Below are 16,472 nucleotides of genomic sequence, written 5' to 3'. Positions count from 1 at the left end.
GGCCATGGCAAAGGGCACCCGGCCAGTTGAGTGAAACAACGCAAGACGGTGGTTATGGACCCCCGCCTTCGCGGGGGCGACAGAGAGAGAGAGGGGGGACGCCCCTCACGCCGCCCGGATGTTCGCCATGAAGCGATCGAGCTCTTCGCGAAGCCGGGTGCTTTCGCTCGACAGCGAGCGCGCCGAGTTCAGCACCTCCTCGGAAGCCGTGCCGGTTTCGGTGGCGCCGCGGTTGACGTGCATGACGTTGGTGGCGGCTTCCTGCGTGCCTTGAGCCACGTGCTGCACGCTGCGCGCGATCTCCTGGGTCGCCGAGCTCTGTTGCGCGACGGCGTTGGCGATGGTGGAGGCGATGTCGGAGATTTTTCCGATGGTGCCGCCGATCTCCTTGATCGCGGCGACGGATTCCTGCGTCGCGCCCTGCATGCCCGAGATGTGATTGGAAATCTCGTCGGTCGCCTTCGCGGTCTGGCTGGCGAGCGATTTGACTTCTGACGCCACCACGGCAAAGCCGCGGCCGGCGTCGCCGGCCCGCGCCGCCTCGATGGTGGCGTTCAGCGCCAGGAGATTGGTCTGCTCGGCAATCGCGGTGATCAGCTTGACGACGTCGCCGATCTCCTGCGCGGCGCGCGACAGTTTGCCGATCCGCCCGTCGGTCTGCTCGGCCTGCAGCACGGCCGCTTCCGCGATCTGGCTGCTCTCCTTGACGCGCCGGCCGATCTCGTCGACGGAGGCCGACAATTCCTCGGTCGCGGAGGCCACCGACTGCATGTTGGTGGAGGCTTCTTCCGAGGCGCCGGCGACCTGGCTCGACAGGCTCTGGGTGGTCTCCGCGGTTCGGGTCAATGTGCCTGCCGCGGCTTCGAGTTGCACGGCTGACGATGAAACGTTGGCGACGATGGCGCCGACCGCGGTCTCAAAATCGTCGGCAAAACGGATCAATTCGGCGCGGCGCGCGGCGCTCGCCGCCTTGCTCTGCGCTTCCTGGGTGGCGGCGTCGCGCTCGGCCCGCATGACCGCCTGCACCTTGAACTCCTCGACCGCGCTCGCCATTTCGCCGACTTCGTCCTTGCGGCCGAGGCCGGGCAGCACGACATCGAAATTGCCGGCGGCGAGTTCGCGCATCGCGCCGCACATCCTGGTCATCGGACGGGAAATGCCGATGCCGAGGAAGAAGGCCCAGATACAACCCAGCAGCAGGCCACCGGCGGCCAGCATCACGATCAGCCGTTCGGTTTCGATGATGACGGCGTCCGATTCGGCATCGAGTCGTTTCTGGTCCGCCAGCAGATCCGACTTCATCGCCGCCGAGGCCTTGTTGATCTCGGCGACCGTCTCGGTCATTTCCTGGATCAGCGCTTCGATCTCCTTGGCGTTACCGACCAGCATGGCAAGCGAGCGGCGGTATTCTTCCAGCATGCCGGCAATTTCCTTGATGCCGTCCAGGAGCTTTTCGTTGGTGGTTGCGATCGCCTTCAGCGCGTTCTCGACAAATTTCAGGCGCGCCAGGGCGCTGTTGGCGACCGCCTGGTCAGAATTGACGACGAACGTATTGGCCAGCGCCGTAACCGCCTGAAACTGCTCAGTCACCTTCTTGGCGCCCAGCGTGATCAGGGGCATTTCGTCGTCTTCGGCGTTACTCGGCAGGTCGTCGACCTTGTAACGCAGCGAATTGCCGGTGCGTGCCAGCTGGTTCTGCGCGATGCGCGCGCTGTCGTCCTTGACCTTGAGCATGTCGGCAAAGATCTTCGTGAAGGTGCGGAACTCGCGCTCCAGCTTCGCGATCTGCTCCAGCCGGGCCCGGTCGGTCGTCCCCTTCATCGAGGCGGTGATGGCATCCTTGAGGCGGGCTTCCGCCTCCAGCGCGGCCTTGCCGTCCTCTTCCTTGCCGGTCACCACGAAATAGCGGGCCAGCGAGCGGTAGGAGATCAGCTCGCGATCGATATCGCGCGCCAGATCGGCCTCCTGCACGCTGTGCCGGTAGGCATCCACCCCCTCGGAAACCCGCTCGAAGCCGAGATAGGCAAAGCCCATGTTGGCGGCCGAAATCGCCAGCACCACGGTGAAGCCGAGCATGATCTTGGAGCGGAATCGCAGGGCCGGAAGTCTGAAAGACCAGCCGCCAAGCTTCTGGAATCGCATGTGTCCCCCCGCTTTCGTTTACGAAAAACAGGCATCGAGGCCCCACCCCAACGCGATGCGCAAACTTAAGGCAGAATGGATAAGGGTACGTAAATACGGGCAAAAGCGGCAAAGAGGCTGCCGCCCTTCCTGGAGGTGCAGGCCGGGGACAAGGTGCACAGGCGGAGGGGGTAAGGAAGCCGCATCGCGAGTCGCAGCACGCCATTGATGACTTCACGAAGACAAGGACGACCAAAATCCTAGTTGCAAGTTCCGGCGCCGGTGTTTCTAATTGGAATAATTACAAAACATCGGGGAGGTACTACACGTGTCTACAGTCAAACTGACCGTGAACGGCAAAGCCGTGTCGGCCGACGTCGAGGACCGGACGCTTCTGGTCCATCTCCTGCGCGAAAACCTCAACCTGACCGGGACCCATGTCGGCTGCGACACCAGCCAGTGCGGCGCCTGCGTCGTCCATATCGACGGGCGGGCGGTGAAATCCTGCACCGTGCTCGCCGCCCAGGCCGCCGGCTCCAACGTCACCACCATCGAAGGCATCGCCAAGGGCGACGAACTGCACCCGATGCAGGCGGCGTTCCGCGACAATCACGGCCTGCAGTGCGGCTACTGCACCCCGGGCATGATCATGTCGGCGATCGATATTGTGCACCGCCACAGCGGCCAGCTCGACGAGGAAACCGTGCGGACCGAGCTTGAGGGCAACATCTGCCGCTGCACCGGCTACCACAACATCGTCAAATCGGTGCTGGATGCGGCCGGCCGCATGAAGGTCGCGCAGGCGGCGGAATAGCCGCAGACTGCCGTTTAACCCAACACAAGGCCGCGTTTCGAAACGAAATCGCGGAAACAATAACTCCGGTCGGGAGGACAGGACATGGGCGTTGAAGGCATTGGCGCAAGCGTGGTGCGCAAGGAAGACCGCCGTTTCATTACCGGCAAGGGCCGTTACGTCGACGATATCAAGGTGATGGGCATGACCCACGCCCATTTCGTCCGCAGCCCGCACGCGCACGCCAAGATCAAGAGCGTGGATACGGCAGAGGCGATGAAGATGCCGGGCGTGGTCGGCGTGCTGACCGGGCAGCAGATCGTCGACGACAAGATCGGCAATCTGATTTGCGGCTGGGCCATCACCTCCAAGGATGGCACGGGGATGAAGATGGGTGCATGGCCGGCGATGGCGCCGGAAACCGTGCGCTTCGTCGGCCAGGCCGTCGCGGTGGTGATCGCAGAGACCAAGAACCAGGCCCGCGATGCCGCCGAGGCCGTGGTCGTCAACTACGAGGAACTGCCGGCGGCAGCCGACATCCGCGCCGCCATCGCACCGGGCGCACCGCAATTGCATCCGGAAGCGCCGGGCAACGTGATCTATGACTGGACCATCGGCGAGGAAGCCGCGACCGATGCCGCCTTCAAGGCAGCGGCCAATGTCGTCTCGCTCGACATCACCAACAATCGCCTGGTGCCGAACGCGATGGAGCCGCGCGCGGCGATCGCCGAATATAACGAGCCGGAAGAACACTTTACGCTCTACACGACCTCGCAGAACCCGCACGTCGCCCGCCTCGTGCTGTCGGCGTTCTACAACATCGCGCAGGAGCACAAGCTGCGGGTGGTGGCGCCCGACGTCGGCGGCGGCTTCGGCTCCAAGATCTTCATCTACCCTGAGGAAATGGTGGCGCTGTGGGCCTCCAAGAAGGTCGGCCGCCCGGTGAAGTGGACCGGCGACCGCACGGAAGCCTTCCTGACCGACGCGCACGGCCGCGACCACCTCACCAAGGCGGAGATGGCGTTCGACAAGGACAACAAGGTCACCGCGTTGCGCGTCAAGACCTACGCCAATCTCGGCGCCTACATGTCGCTGTTCTCGTCCTCGGTGCCGACCTATCTCTACGCGACGCTGCTGTCGGGCCAGTACAACATCCCCAACATCTTCGCCGAAGTGATCAGCGTCTACACCAACACGGTGCCGGTCGACGCCTATCGCGGTGCGGGCCGCCCGGAAGCCAGCTTCGTGGTGGAACGGCTGATGGAAACCGCGGCGCGGCAGTTGAAGGTCGATCCGGCCGAACTGCGCCGCAAGAACTTCATCACCCAGTTCCCGCACCAGACGCCGGTCATCATGGCCTATGATATCGGCGACTTTAATGCCTCGCTCGACTCCGCCATGAAGGCGATTGATTACGCCGGCTTCCCGGCGCGCAAGGCGAAAGCCAAGTCCGAAGGCAAGCTGCGCGGCATCGGCGTGTCCTGCTACATCGAGGCCTGCGGTATTGCGCCCTCAAAGGCGGTCGGCAGCCTCGGCGCCGGCGTCGGCCTGTGGGAATCGGCGGAAGTGCGCGTCAATCCGGTCGGCACCATCGAAGTGCTGACCGGATCGCACAGCCACGGCCAGGGCCACGAGACGACGTTCTGCCAGCTCATCGCCGAACGCCTGGGCATTCCGATCAGCCAGGTGCAGATCGTCCATGGCGACACCGATAAAGTGCAGTTCGGCATGGGCACCTATGGTTCGCGCTCGGCGGCCGTCGGTCTCACGGCGATCCTGAAGGCCATGGAGAAGGTGGAGGCCAAGGCCAAGAAGATCGCGGCGCATCAGCTGGAGGCGTCGGAAGGCGACATCGTCATCGAGAACGGCGAGTTCAAGGTCACCGGCACCGACAAGTCGATCGCGCTGCCGATGGTCGCGCTCGCCGCCTACACCGCGCACAACCTGCCCGACGGGATGGAACCGGGCCTGAAGGAAGGTGCGTTCTACGACCCGACCAACTTCACCTTCCCGGCCGGCGCCTATATCTGCGAAATGGAAGTCGACAGCGCCACCGGCAAATCGAGCTTCGTCAACTTCGTGGCGGCGGACGATTTCGGGCGGCTGATCAATCCGATGATCGTCGAGGGCCAGGTCCATGGCGGCCTTGCCCAGGGCATCGGACAGGCGCTGCTGGAAGGCGCGGTCTATGACAGTTCGGGGCAACTATTGACGGCCTCGTTCATGGATTACGCCATGCCGCGGTCCGACGACCTGCCCTCGTTCAAGCTGTCGCACACCACGACGCTGTGTCCGGGCAACCCGCTCGGCGTCAAGGGTTGCGGCGAGGCGGGCGCGATCGGCGCATCGGCGGCCGTCATCAACGCCATCACGGATGCGATCGGCAACAACAACCTCGAAATGCCCGCGACGCCTGACCGCGTCTGGCATGCGATCCACGGCTGAGAGGAGCACACATCATGTATCAGACAATCTATCACCGCCCCTCCTCGGTCGACGAAGCCGTCGCGATGTTCGGCAAGGGTTCGGACGCAAAATATCTCGCGGGCGGCCATACCCTGATCCCCGTCATGAAGCAGCGGCTGGCCGCGCCGACAGACGTGATCGATCTCGGCAAGATCAAGGAACTGGTCGGCATTGAAGCCTCGGGCGACACGTTGACGATCAAGGCGGCCACGACCTATTTCGACATCATGCAGAGCGCCGACGTGAAGAAGTCGATCCCGGCGATTGCCTATCTCACCTCGGTGCTCGGCGATCCCGCCGTGCGCTATCGCGGCACCATCGGCGGCTCGATCGCCAATAACGATCCGGCCGCGGATTTCCCCGCCGCGCTGGTGTCGCTCGGGGCCACCGTGAAGACCAACAAGCGTTCGATCTCGGCGGATGATTTCTTCAAGGGCCTGTTCACCACGGCGCTGGAAGACGGCGAGATCATCACGGCGGTGTCGTTCCCGATCCCGGCCAAGGCGGGCTACGCCAAGTTTCGCCACCCCGCCTCGCGGTTCGCGCTGACCGGCGTGTTCGTCACCAAGACAAAGGCGGGCGATGTGCGCGTCGCCGCCACCGGAGCCTCGCAGGACGGCGTGATGCGGGTGACGGCGATCGAGGCGGCGCTGAAGGCCAACTGGTCGGCAGCGGCGATCGACAGCGTCAAAATTCCCGACAGCGGCCTGATGAGCGACATCCACGGCACGTCGGACTATCGCGCCAATCTGGTGAAGGTGATGGCGCAGCGTGCGGTGGAGGCCGCGGGTTAAGGACGCGACGTCTCGCTCTCGTTTCACCCGCCCCTCGAGGGGGCGGGTCGACGCGCATCGCAAGATGCGTGGCGGGGTGGGGTGACAGACTATCCGCGCATGCTCTTTTGGCTGGAGTGACGATCTTTCCCCATCCAGCACAGAATGCGCGGATAGTCTGTCACCCCACCCCGTCTCACATTGCGCTGCGCTCCATGTGAGCCGACCCGCCCCCTCGAGGGGCGGGTAAGACACAAGCGCGCCGCTTTCGCATTTTGGTCCGATTCTCCGCAAAGAAGCTTGCTATGGCCTCGCTTCGGCGGGAGAATTTAGCTAATCAACTAACTAAGATTTTTGCCTGGGAGAAAAAACAAGTGCTCGACAAACCAGCCGCCCAATCCGCCACCCGCGCCTCCGGCCCGCTCGCCGGTTTCCGCATCGTCGAATTCGCGGGCATCGGCCCGGGCCCGTTCGCCTGCATGCTGCTGGCGGACATGGGCGCCGAGGTCATCACGCTTGACCGTGTCGGCGCCGGCAAGAATCTGAAGGCGGTGGCGGTGCGCGGGCGCAAGGTGATCGAACTCGATCTGAAGGACAAGGCCGCGATCGCGCAGGTGCTCGACCTGCTCGCCGGTGCGGATGCGCTGATCGAAGGTTTTCGCCCGGGCGTGATGGAGCGCCTCGGCCTCGGCCCTGATGTCGTGCTCGCGCGCAATCCGAAGCTGGTCTATGGCCGCATGACGGGCTGGGGCCAGGAAGGCCCACTGGCGAACGCCGCCGGCCATGACATCAACTACATCTCGATCACGGGTGCACTCGCCGCGATCGGCACCAAGGAAAAGCCGGTGCCGCCGCTCAATCTGGTCGGCGATTTCGGCGGCGGCGCGCTCTATCTCGTGGTCGGCGTACTCGCCGCGATGCTGGAAGCCTCGAAGTCCGGCAAGGGCCAGGTGGTCGACACCGCGATGTGCGACGGCGCGGCCTCGCTGATGTCGATGTTCTTCGACATGCGCGCCAGCGGGCGCTGGACCGAGGGCCGCGACCAGAACTTTCTCGACGGCGGCGCCCATTTCTACGGCGTCTATGAATGCTCCTGCGGCAACTTCATTTCGATCGGTTCGATCGAGCCGCAGTTCTACGCGCTGCTGCGCAAGCACGCCGATCTCACCGATGCCGATTTCGACGCGCAGATGGACCGCAAGGCGTGGCCGGGCTTGAAGGAAAAGCTGACGAAAGTGTTCAAGAGCAAGAGCCGCGAAGACTGGTGCAAGATCATGGAAGGCACCGACATCTGCTTCGCCCCGATTCTGACCATGGCGGAGGCGCCGAAGCATCCGCACATGGCCGCACGAAACGTGTTCGTCGAGCGTCATGGCGTGACGCAGCCGGCGCCCGCGCCGCGGTTCTCGCGGACGCCGTCGGCGATCCGGGAGCCGGAGGTGGCGACGATCGGGGATGTGACGGCGGCGTGGAAGCGTTAAGATAACAGTACACTGCACCACACACTCCGCCGTCATCCCGGACAAGCGCAGCGAAGCGGAGCGCTGATCCGGGACCCATGGCACGGCGAATTGTGTAGCAGCGATCCTGCGTTTGTAGTCCTGTCGATCTCGATCGATAGAGCCCGCGGTATGCATGGGTCCCGGATCTGCGCTTGCGCTTGTCCGGGACGACACCGGTGGTGTGGCGGCAGGTCGTGGCTAACGCGAGTTGCTACTCAGGCCGCGTTCCCCACTTTCAGCACGCCGCGACGAATCTGGTCCTCCTCGATCGATTCGAACAGCGCCTTGAAATTGCCCTCGCCGAACCCGTCGTCGCCCTTGCGCTGGATGAATTCGAAGAAGATCGGCCCGATCGCGTTGGCCGAGAAAATCTGTAACAGCACCTTGGTCTGGCCGCCGTCGACGACGCCCTCGCCGTCAATGAGAATGCCGTCGCGCCGCAGGCGGGCAACGTCCTCGCCATGCCGCGGCAGGCGCGCGTCGATCTTTTCGAAATAGGTTTCCGGCGGAGACGGCATGAACGGCAGACCTGCCTCGCGCAGGCTCTCGACCGTGCGGTAGATATCCCGCGCGCCACAGGCGATGTGCTGGATGCCCTCGCCGCGATAGGTGTTGAGATATTCCTCGATCTGGCCGGAGTCTCCGGCATCCTCGTTGATCGGAATCCGGATCTTGCCGTCCGGACTGGTCAGCGCGCGGGAGAACAGGCCGGACGCGCGGCCCTCGATGTCGAAGAAGCGGATCTGGCGGAAGTTGAACAGTCTTTCGTAGAAGCCGGTCCACACATCCATGCGGCCGCGATGGACGTTGTGGGTGAGGTGATCGATGTAATAGAGCCCCGCCCCTGCCGGCCGAGGGTCTCTCGCGCCGAGCCATTCGAATTCGGCATCATAGGCCGAGCCTTTTGCGCCGTAGCGGTCGACGAAATACAGCAGGCTGCCGCCGATGCCCTTGATGGCGGGAACGTCGAGGGTCTTCTGCGCCGAAGAAGCATCTGCCGGCTCCGCACCGAGCGAGAGCGCCCGCTCATACGCTTGCTTCGCGTCGACCACGCGGAACGCCATCGACGGCGCGCAGGGGCCGTGCGCAGCGACGAAGCCGTGGCCATGGGTGCCCGGTTCTTCGTTGACGAGATAATTGATATCGCCCTGGCGATAGACGGTGATCTTCCCGGCCTTGTGGCGGGCCACCGCTGAATAACCCATCAGCCTGAACAGCGCGTGCAGTTCTTCGGGCTTGGGGTGCGCGTATTCGACGAACTCAAAGCCATCGGTGCCCATCGGGTTGTCGGCGCTGATGGTGGCGGCTGGCGCATCGTGCGGAAAAGGACCCATGGGCGAAACTCCCGAAAATTGATCTGGATCAATATCGGTCGAATTCGCCGCAAGATGTATGCAAATTGGCTCCCCTTAGGCTAAAGTGATGCATGCTTCGTGCACAGAAACGGTGTTTTACGCATGATCCCGGTAGACGCCTTCGACCTCAAGATGCTCGCCGCGCTGCAGGACGACGGCCGGCTGACCAACCAGCAACTGGCCGACCTCATCGGGCTATCGGCCTCGCAATGCTCGCGGCGGCGCATGCGGCTGGAGGAGGAGAAGGTGATCGCGGGCTACCACGCCGACCTCGCCGGCGAGGCGCTCGGCTTCCACCTGATCGCCTTCATCCACATCACGCTGGCGACGCATTCGCCCGACAACGCCAAGAAATTCCGCGCGCTGGTCAACCGCGTCGACGACATCCAGGAGGCGTACTCGCTGACGGGCGATGCCGATTATGTGCTGAAGGTGGTGCTGCGCGACCTCAAGGATCTCTCCGGCCTCGTCAACGACGTGCTGATGCCGCACCAGAGCGTCGCCCATGTGCGGTCGTCGATCGTGCTCGACCGGCTGAAGGAGAGCGCGAAGCTGCCGTTGAGGGGCTGAATGGCGCAATTCGAGGGAAATCCGCCATTCGCATTTGCGGCTTGATTTGCGATGATGGACCGAACGCATCACGAGAGACCGCCATGGCGCTGCAACTCCGGCCGAACTGCGAGTATTGCGACAAGGACCTGCCGCCGAATGCGGTGGACGCGCGGATCTGTTCCTACGAGTGCACGTTCTGCGCGGACTGCGTCGACAACAAGCTGCACAATGTCTGCCCGAACTGCGGCGGCGGGTTTGAACGGCGACCGATCCGGCCCGCGACCGAACGGCGGCCCGGCGTGTGCGTGACGAAGCAGCTGCCGTCGGACAAGCGCGTGCATTTGAAGTACAGCGTGGAGGATGTCGCGGCGCATTCTGCGCGCTTGCGGGATATTCCACCGCAAGAGCGGTGACCCATCCGCGTCGTTGCGAGCGAAGCGAAGCAGTCCACCTTTCCGCGCGAGTGGAGAGATGGATTGCTTCGTCGCTTTGCTCCCTTGCACAAGCCCTTCGCGTTTGTCGCAGGCAATGACGGGGAGAAAGAATTACTCCGCCGCTAAAATCGTCCCCTCGACTTCGCCGAAACCGACACGGTAGCCGTCGCCCTGGCACCAGCCGCGCATCACGAGCGAATCGCCGTCCTCCAGGAACGAGCGCTTGACGCCGGGAGCGAGCTCGACCGGCTCGGTGCCGTTCCAGCTGATCTCCAGCAGGCTGCCGCGTTGGTCTTTCTCCGGACCCGAGATGGTGCCGGAGCCTAAGAGATCGCCGACATTCATGGCGCAGCCGGATGAAGCGTGGTGGACGAGCTGCTGCACCGACGACCAATACATGTACTTGAAATTGGTGCGGCAGATGGTGGCGGCTTCGTTCATCGGCGCGGCGCGGAGGCCGACTTCGAGCGCCATGTCATAATTGTTCGGTTGCGCCTGCTGCAGATAGGGCAGCGGCTTTGGCTCCTGCGCGGGACCGTGCAGGCGAAACGGCTCCAGCGCCTCGCGCGTCACCACCCACGGGCTGATCGAGGTGCCGAACGCCTTGGCCTGGAACGGCCCGAGCGGCACATATTCCCATTGCTGGATGTCGCGCGCACTCCAGTCGTTGAGGATGACGAAGCCGAAGATCATGTCTTCGGCCTGCTGCTCGGTCAGCATCTCGCCCATCGCCGAAGCCTGGCCGACCACGACGCCCATCTCGAGTTCGAAATCGAGCCGCTTGCACGGGCCGAAGCTCGGAACCTCGGCGGTCGGCGGCTTCAACTGCCCGCGCGGACGCTTGATCCCCGTGCCGCTGACGACCACGGTGGAAGCGCGGCCATTATAGCCGATCGGCATGTGCAGCCAGTTCGGCTGCAAGGCATTGTCCTTGCCGCGGAACATGACGCCGACATTGGTGGCGTGCTCCTTCGAGGAATAAAAATCGGTGTAGCCGGCGACGGCAAACGGCAGGTGCAGCTTGATATCAGCCATCGGCACCAGCGCGCGTTTGCGCAGTTCGTCGTTGTCGCGCAGTTCCGGATGATCGTGCCGCAGCAGCTCGCTGATGCGGGCGCGCGTGTTCGACCAGACTTTCGGCCCCAGCGCCATGAACGGATTGAGCTGGGAGGCTGCGAACACGCCGGGCTCGACGACGTCGAAGCGGCAGTCCTGCGCGAGGTGCCAGAGATCGAGCACATAGTCGCCGATCGCGACACCGACGCGCGGGGCGAGACCGTCTTTGGCGGAGAAGATGCCGAAAGGGAGGTTCTGGATCGGGAAGTCGGAATCGGGCGCGACGGGGATGAAGGAGCGGAGGCTGGGATCGTTGGGATGGGGCATGGGGTTTCTCTGCTATCGCTGAGGCGACCGTTCTTCATCCTCCCCTGGAGGGGGAGGATCGGTTCGCATGAAATGCGAACCGAGGTGGGGTGACAGTCTCTCCACGCATACACTGTCAGACGTGGATAGACCGTCACCCCACCCCGTCACGCATCTGCGATGCGTGACGACCCGCCCCCTCGAGGGGCGGGTGGGAACGTCACGGCTTGTTGGGATCGAAACGCTTCTCCAACCCCTTCCAGCAGTCCGCATAGTCGTCCTGTAGCGTCGCCGATTTCGCGGCGTGCGCCGTAACCCGCTGCGGGTACCGCGTCTCGAACATGAAGGCCATCGTCCCGGTCAGTTTCACCGGCTTCAACTCGCCATTGCTGGCGTGATCGAAGGCTTCGCGGTCGGGGCCGTGGGGCAGCATCATGTTGTGCAGCGAGATGCCGCCGGGGACAAAGCCCTGCGGCTTGGCGTCGTAGACGCCGTAGATCAGGCCCATGAACTCGCTCATGATGTTCATGTGATACCAGGGCGGACGGAAGGTGTTTTCACCGACCATCCAACGCTCCGGGAAGATGACGAAATCGATATTCGCGGTGCCGGCGGTTTCCGAGGGCGAGGTCAGCACCGTGAAGATCGAGGGATCGGGATGGTCGAAGCCGATGGCGCCGACCGGCGAGAAGGTGCGCAGGTCGTATTTGTAGGGCGCATAATTGCCGTGCCACGCCACCACGTCGATCGGCGAATGCGGCAGCGTCGTCTTGAACAGCGCACCGCCCCATTTCACGTAGAGTTCGGTCGGGGTGTCCTTATCTTCATAGCTGGCGACCGGCGTCAGGAAGTCGCGCGAATTGGCCAGGCAGTTGGCGCCGATCGGGCCCCGTTCGGGCAGCGTGAAGGCGCCGCCGTAGTTTTCGCAGAGGTAGCCACGGGCGGGGCCGCCGGCAATTTCGACGCGGAATTTCACGCCACGCGGGATCACCACAATCTCGCCGGGCTCGGCGTCGATGCGCCCGAATTCAGTGACGAGGCGCAGACTGCCCTGTTGCAGCACGAACATCATCTCGCCGTCGGCATTGTAGAAATGCTGGTCGACCATCGACCTGGTGATGAGATAGACATGCGCGGCCATGCCGGCCTGGGTATTGGCATCGCCCGCGGTGGTCATGGTCTGCACGCCCTGCAGGAAGGTCATGTCCTGCTTCGGGATCGGCGCGGGGTCCCAGCGCAATTGCTCGACCATGATGTCCTGCTCATGGCACGGCGCGGTGCGCCAGAGCCCGGCATCGACCTTGGCAAAACGCCCCGAATGCTTCACCGACGGACGGATGCGATAGAGCCAGGAGCGCTCATTGGCGCCGCGCGGCGCGGTGAACGGCGAGCCGGAAAGCTGCTCGGCATAGAGCCCGTAGGCGCAGCGCTGCGGCGAGTTGCGCCCGATCGGCAACGCGCCGGGCAGCGCCTCGGTCTCAAAGCTGTTCTTGAAGCCGGACATGTAGCCCGGCGTCACCTGCGCGGTGCTTCGCACGATTTGATCAGGCGAGGTGTTGATATTCATGGTCATCCTCCTTGCAGCGCGGCCCACATTTCCTGGTCGCGCTTGTCGGTCCAGATCACGGGATCGTCGATCCCCGACGCCTCGTCGAACGCGCGCGAGACGTTGAACGGCAGGCAGTGCTCGTAGATGGCGAAGCTGGAGAATTTCGGGTCCATCACCTCGCGCGTCGCGGCCATCGATTCCTTCAAGTTGCGGCCTCTCGCGACGGATGTTTCCGCCGCGCCATACAGCGTGGTGACGAAATCGCGCGTCATCGCGATTGCGTCGCGGCCGGTCGAAAGCCCCTTCAGCGCATCGCCGCGGCCCGGCGCGATCGCCTTGGGATTGAAGGCGCGGATTTCATTCAGTGTCGAAGGCCATTCGCGCAAGTGCGCATCGCCGCAATAGCAGGCCGAGTGGTATTCGATGAGGTCGCCCGAGAACATCACCTCGGCGTCCGGCACCCAGGCGACGATATCGCCCGAGGTATGCCCGGCGCCGAGTTGCATCAGCCGCACCTCGCGCTTGCCGAGATAGATCGACATCTCGCCCTCAAACGTCAGCGTCGGCCAGGTCAGGCCGGGAATGCTCTCGGCATCCTGGAACAGGCGCGGAAAGCGGCCGAATTCGGAATCCCAGTCCTGCTGGCCGCGCTCCTCGATCAGCCGGTAGGTTTCGGATGAAGCCACGATGCCCTGCGCCTGGTAGGCGGAAGCGCCGAGTACGCGCACGGCGTGATAGTGTGACAGCACGACATATTTGATCGGCTTGTCGGTGACGGTGCGAACGCGTTCGATCACCTTATTCGCCATCGCCGGCGTCGACTGCGCGTCGAACACGAGGCAGCCGTCGTCACCGACGATGATCGCGGAGTTCGGATCGCCCTCGGCGGTGAAGGCGTAAAGATCGGTGCCGATTTCGGAGAAGGTGATCTTCTTCTCCGCCATGTCCGTGGTGGACGCAAAACCCTTGGCCATCAATTCGATTCCTGACTTCGTTTAAGACGTGAATTATTGCTGCTGTTGTTGCTGTTGCTGGCTGGCATCGAGCATCCGCCGTTTGGCCAGCGCGATCGCCTCGTTCAAAACGGCGATGTCGCCGATGTGGTTGGCGAGCACTAGAACCAGCGCGGCGTCGAGATCGGCGCTCTGTTCGTCGCTGAGGCCGCGATGCGCCTCGACGATGGCGCGAAACGCGTCGTCGGGTTTGGCAAAATTCGAAGCCGTCGATAGCGCCATGAACGAAACCTCAGTTGATGCCGGCGGCCCGCGCCAGCGCAGCGTCGAGCATCGACCGGGTCGGATGCCGGAATCGCGCCGCGACATAGCCATCGGGTCGTATCAGATAGGCCGTGCCGGGTTCGGCGTCGTAGCGGGCGGCGGCCAGGCCTGCCGAATCGACGAGGCCTTCGTTGCCGCCGATCCGGATCGCAGCCACGCCTTCGGGCCGTTCCGGCGAAGCGCCATTGCCGAATTCGAGCAAGGTAAAGTGCATTCCGGCCTTGACGAAAGCATCGGTGAGAAAAATCTGTTCGCCGCGCGCATCTGCAACAGGCGCGTCTACCATCGAGGTGCCGGGACCAGGGCCGCCGCGCCAGGTGTCGCGATCGGCGGTCGAGAGCGGCGTCGCATAGACCGACGGCGTCGAGAGCCGCCCGCCATTGACCATGCGCTTGCCGAACTCGGTCTCCTTGGCGAGCGACAGCACCGCCTTGCGCAGCCGCGCCTCTTGGTGCGAGTTCGGCGCCATGAAGTCGGTCGCGCGGGTGGATTCGCGGATGTTCTCGTCGGCGGCCGCGCTGCGCTCGATATGGTAGCTCTCCAGCAGCGTCTCGGGCGATGTTCCCTGCAGCACACAAACGAGCTTCCACGCAAGGTTCTCGGCATCCTCCAGTCCGGAATTGGCGCCGCGCGCGCCGAACGGCGAGACCTGGTGCGCGGCATCGCCGGCAAAGATCACGCGGCCATGGATGAACTTGTTCATCCGTCGGCACTGGAACTTGTACAGCGAGATCCATTCGAAATCGAACTTGTCGTGCCCCAGCATGCGGGCAATGCGCGGCCGCACATTTTCCGGCAGCTTTTCGACAGCGGGATCGGCAAATCGACTGAGCTGCAGATCGATGCGCCAGATGTCATCCGGCTGCTTGTGCAGCAGCGCGGAGCGCCCGGCATGGAACGGCGGATCGAACCAGAACCAGCGCTCGGTTGGGAACGCTGCCGTCATCTTGACGTCGGCGATCAAAAACTGGTCCTCGAACACCTGTCCTGCGAATTCCGCGCCGACCATCCGGCGCAGCGCGGATTTGGCGCCGTCACAGGCGATCACGAAGCGGGCGCTGATCCGATACGGACCGTCGGGCGTTTCGACGGTCAGCAGCACATGATCGTTGCGCGCTTCGAGCGCGGTCACCTTGTTGCGCCAGCGCAGGTCGATGGCGGGCAGTTCGTCGACGCGGTCGACCAGATAGGCCTCGGCGTAGAACTGCTGCAGGTTGATGAAGGCCGGTCGTTTGTGGCCCTCCTCGGGAAGCAGGTTGAACTGGTAGAGCTGCTGCTCGCCGTGAAAGATTTTGCCGACGCTCCACACCACGCCCTTGTCGACCATGCGCTGGCCGATGCCGAGCCGGTCCCAGAATTCGAGCGAGCGCTTGGAGAAGCAGATCGCCCGCGAGCCCTCGCCGATCCGGTCGGCGTCGTCGAGCAGCACGACGGATTGGCCGCGCTGCGCCAGATCGATCGCCAGCGACAGCCCCACCGGTCCGGCACCCACCACGACGACGGCGTGCTCGGCAAGATTGGAACCCGGCCGATCCTGGTCGGGATGACGGCGATAGCCGAACTGGGTTTTGGTCTGCGCCATGCGGGCTTAAACCCTGTGACTGGCCAAAAGGTGGCGACCATGCTAAATAGTCGCATCTGCAACTATCTTAATCTCCGAGCCGGGTCCGTCAACTCAAATCGAGGCCATCCCTTGGCAAAGGCGCTTTCGACCGAAGAGGCCCCCGTTTCGCGCGAGGAAAGCGCGACGAAGAAGGACGCCCGGCTGGATCTGTTCGGCTTCATGCCGTTCCGGCTGAACCGGCTCGCGGCGGAAGTGAGTTCGGCGCTGTCGGTCGAGTATGCCACCCGCTACGGGCTCGACATTCCGGAATGGCGGGTGCTGGCGACGCTCGGTTTCCGCCACGATCCCTGCAGCGCACAATACATCGCCGATTGCACCCGCACGCACAAATCCACCATCAGCCGTGCCGTCACCGCGCTGATGAAGCGGCAGATGGTCGAACGCGTCGAGAACGCCGACGACCGCCGCGAATTCCGGCTGCGCCTGACCCGCAAGGGCGCCACGCTGTACGAGGAACTGATCCCGCGGCTGCTGCGCAAGGAGCAGGAGATATTGTCATGCCTCTCCGCGCAGGAGCGGCGCGAACTGGCGCGGCTGCTCGGCAAGCTCGAAGAAGGCCTCGATCTGGTGCAGACCAGCGAAGAGGCGGATGCGAAGCAAGCGTATTAGGGCACGCCCTCTCAACGTCATTGCGAGGAGCGAACGCGACGAAGCAATCCATCCA

At 63.8% G+C, this 16,472-nt stretch carries 14 protein-coding genes; 7 read left to right on the top strand and 7 right to left on the bottom strand.

What is annotated here, in order from left to right:
- Positions 1-105: 105 nt before the first annotated feature.
- Positions 106-2,142: a methyl-accepting chemotaxis protein gene (locus QUH67_RS02515; protein ID WP_300945075.1), complete on the bottom strand. Its 2,037-nt coding sequence runs from the start codon at positions 2,140-2,142 to the stop codon at positions 106-108.
- 307 nt (positions 2,143-2,449) lie between these two features.
- Here QUH67_RS02515 and QUH67_RS02510 point away from each other — a divergent pair, with 307 nt between their 5' ends.
- The 4 genes from QUH67_RS02510 to QUH67_RS02495 all read left to right on the top strand — a co-directional run bounded on the left by QUH67_RS02510 (position 2,450) and on the right by QUH67_RS02495 (position 7,634).
- A complete protein-coding gene (locus QUH67_RS02510; RefSeq protein WP_300945074.1) occupies positions 2,450-2,935 on the top strand; it encodes a (2Fe-2S)-binding protein in 486 nt (161 codons plus the stop codon).
- A gap of 84 nt (positions 2,936-3,019) precedes the next feature.
- On the top strand, positions 3,020-5,359 hold the full coding sequence (locus QUH67_RS02505) for a xanthine dehydrogenase family protein molybdopterin-binding subunit (RefSeq protein ID WP_300945073.1): 2,340 nt from the start codon (positions 3,020-3,022) through the stop codon (positions 5,357-5,359).
- 14 nt (positions 5,360-5,373) lie between these two features.
- Positions 5,374-6,174, top strand: coding sequence for an FAD binding domain-containing protein (locus tag QUH67_RS02500; protein WP_300945072.1), 801 nt, complete (start codon positions 5,374-5,376; stop codon positions 6,172-6,174).
- 353 nt (positions 6,175-6,527) lie between these two features.
- Positions 6,528-7,634: a CaiB/BaiF CoA transferase family protein gene (locus tag QUH67_RS02495; RefSeq protein WP_300945071.1), complete on the top strand. Its 1,107-nt coding sequence runs from the start codon at positions 6,528-6,530 to the stop codon at positions 7,632-7,634.
- A 236-nt stretch (positions 7,635-7,870) separates the two neighbouring features.
- Here QUH67_RS02495 and hppD read toward each other — a convergent pair whose 3' ends face one another.
- On the bottom strand, positions 7,871-8,989 hold the full coding sequence (hppD, locus tag QUH67_RS02490) for a 4-hydroxyphenylpyruvate dioxygenase (RefSeq protein ID WP_300945070.1): 1,119 nt from the start codon (positions 8,987-8,989) through the stop codon (positions 7,871-7,873).
- A gap of 123 nt (positions 8,990-9,112) precedes the next feature.
- Here hppD and QUH67_RS02485 point away from each other — a divergent pair, with 123 nt between their 5' ends.
- Together QUH67_RS02485 and QUH67_RS02480 are read left to right on the top strand one after the other, a co-directional pair.
- Positions 9,113-9,580, top strand: coding sequence for an Lrp/AsnC family transcriptional regulator (locus QUH67_RS02485; protein ID WP_300945069.1), 468 nt, complete (start codon positions 9,113-9,115; stop codon positions 9,578-9,580).
- Positions 9,581-9,663: 83 nt separating this feature from the next.
- The gene (locus QUH67_RS02480; protein WP_300945068.1) at positions 9,664-9,975 is read left to right on the top strand and encodes a DUF1272 domain-containing protein; all 312 of its coding nucleotides are present in this window, start codon (positions 9,664-9,666) and stop codon (positions 9,973-9,975) included.
- Between the two features lie 132 nt (positions 9,976-10,107).
- On the opposite strand, the gene fahA is transcribed toward QUH67_RS02480, so the two are convergent.
- The 5 genes from fahA to QUH67_RS02455 form a co-directional block, all read right to left on the bottom strand.
- Positions 10,108-11,379, bottom strand: a complete 1,272-nt coding sequence (fahA, locus tag QUH67_RS02475) for a fumarylacetoacetase (RefSeq protein ID WP_300945067.1) — start codon at positions 11,377-11,379, stop codon at positions 10,108-10,110.
- 199 nt (positions 11,380-11,578) lie between these two features.
- The gene (hmgA, locus tag QUH67_RS02470; protein ID WP_300945066.1) at positions 11,579-12,925 is read right to left on the bottom strand and encodes a homogentisate 1,2-dioxygenase; all 1,347 of its coding nucleotides are present in this window, start codon (positions 12,923-12,925) and stop codon (positions 11,579-11,581) included.
- 2 nt (positions 12,926-12,927) lie between these two features.
- The gene (locus QUH67_RS02465) at positions 12,928-13,881 is read right to left on the bottom strand and encodes an MBL fold metallo-hydrolase (protein ID WP_300945065.1); all 954 of its coding nucleotides are present in this window, start codon (positions 13,879-13,881) and stop codon (positions 12,928-12,930) included.
- Between the two features lie 33 nt (positions 13,882-13,914).
- Complete coding sequence (locus QUH67_RS02460; RefSeq protein WP_225670843.1) at positions 13,915-14,142, bottom strand: DUF2783 domain-containing protein; 228 nt, start codon at positions 14,140-14,142, stop codon at positions 13,915-13,917.
- Positions 14,143-14,152: 10 nt separating this feature from the next.
- Positions 14,153-15,766 (bottom strand): FAD-dependent oxidoreductase, encoded by a 1,614-nt coding sequence (locus QUH67_RS02455; protein WP_300945064.1) that lies wholly within the window; start codon positions 15,764-15,766, stop codon positions 14,153-14,155.
- A 201-nt stretch (positions 15,767-15,967) separates the two neighbouring features.
- On the opposite strand from QUH67_RS02455, the gene QUH67_RS02450 reads away from it, so the two are divergent.
- Complete coding sequence (locus tag QUH67_RS02450) at positions 15,968-16,417, top strand: MarR family winged helix-turn-helix transcriptional regulator (RefSeq protein WP_300948315.1); 450 nt, start codon at positions 15,968-15,970, stop codon at positions 16,415-16,417.
- The last annotated feature ends 55 nt before the right edge of the window (positions 16,418-16,472 follow it).

Source organism: Bradyrhizobium roseum (assembly GCF_030413175.1).
GTDB classification, from domain to species: Bacteria; Pseudomonadota; Alphaproteobacteria; order Rhizobiales; family Xanthobacteraceae; genus Bradyrhizobium; species Bradyrhizobium roseum.
Note: the sequence above shows the minus strand (reverse complement) of the source record. Positions and strands in the feature narration are given on the sequence as shown.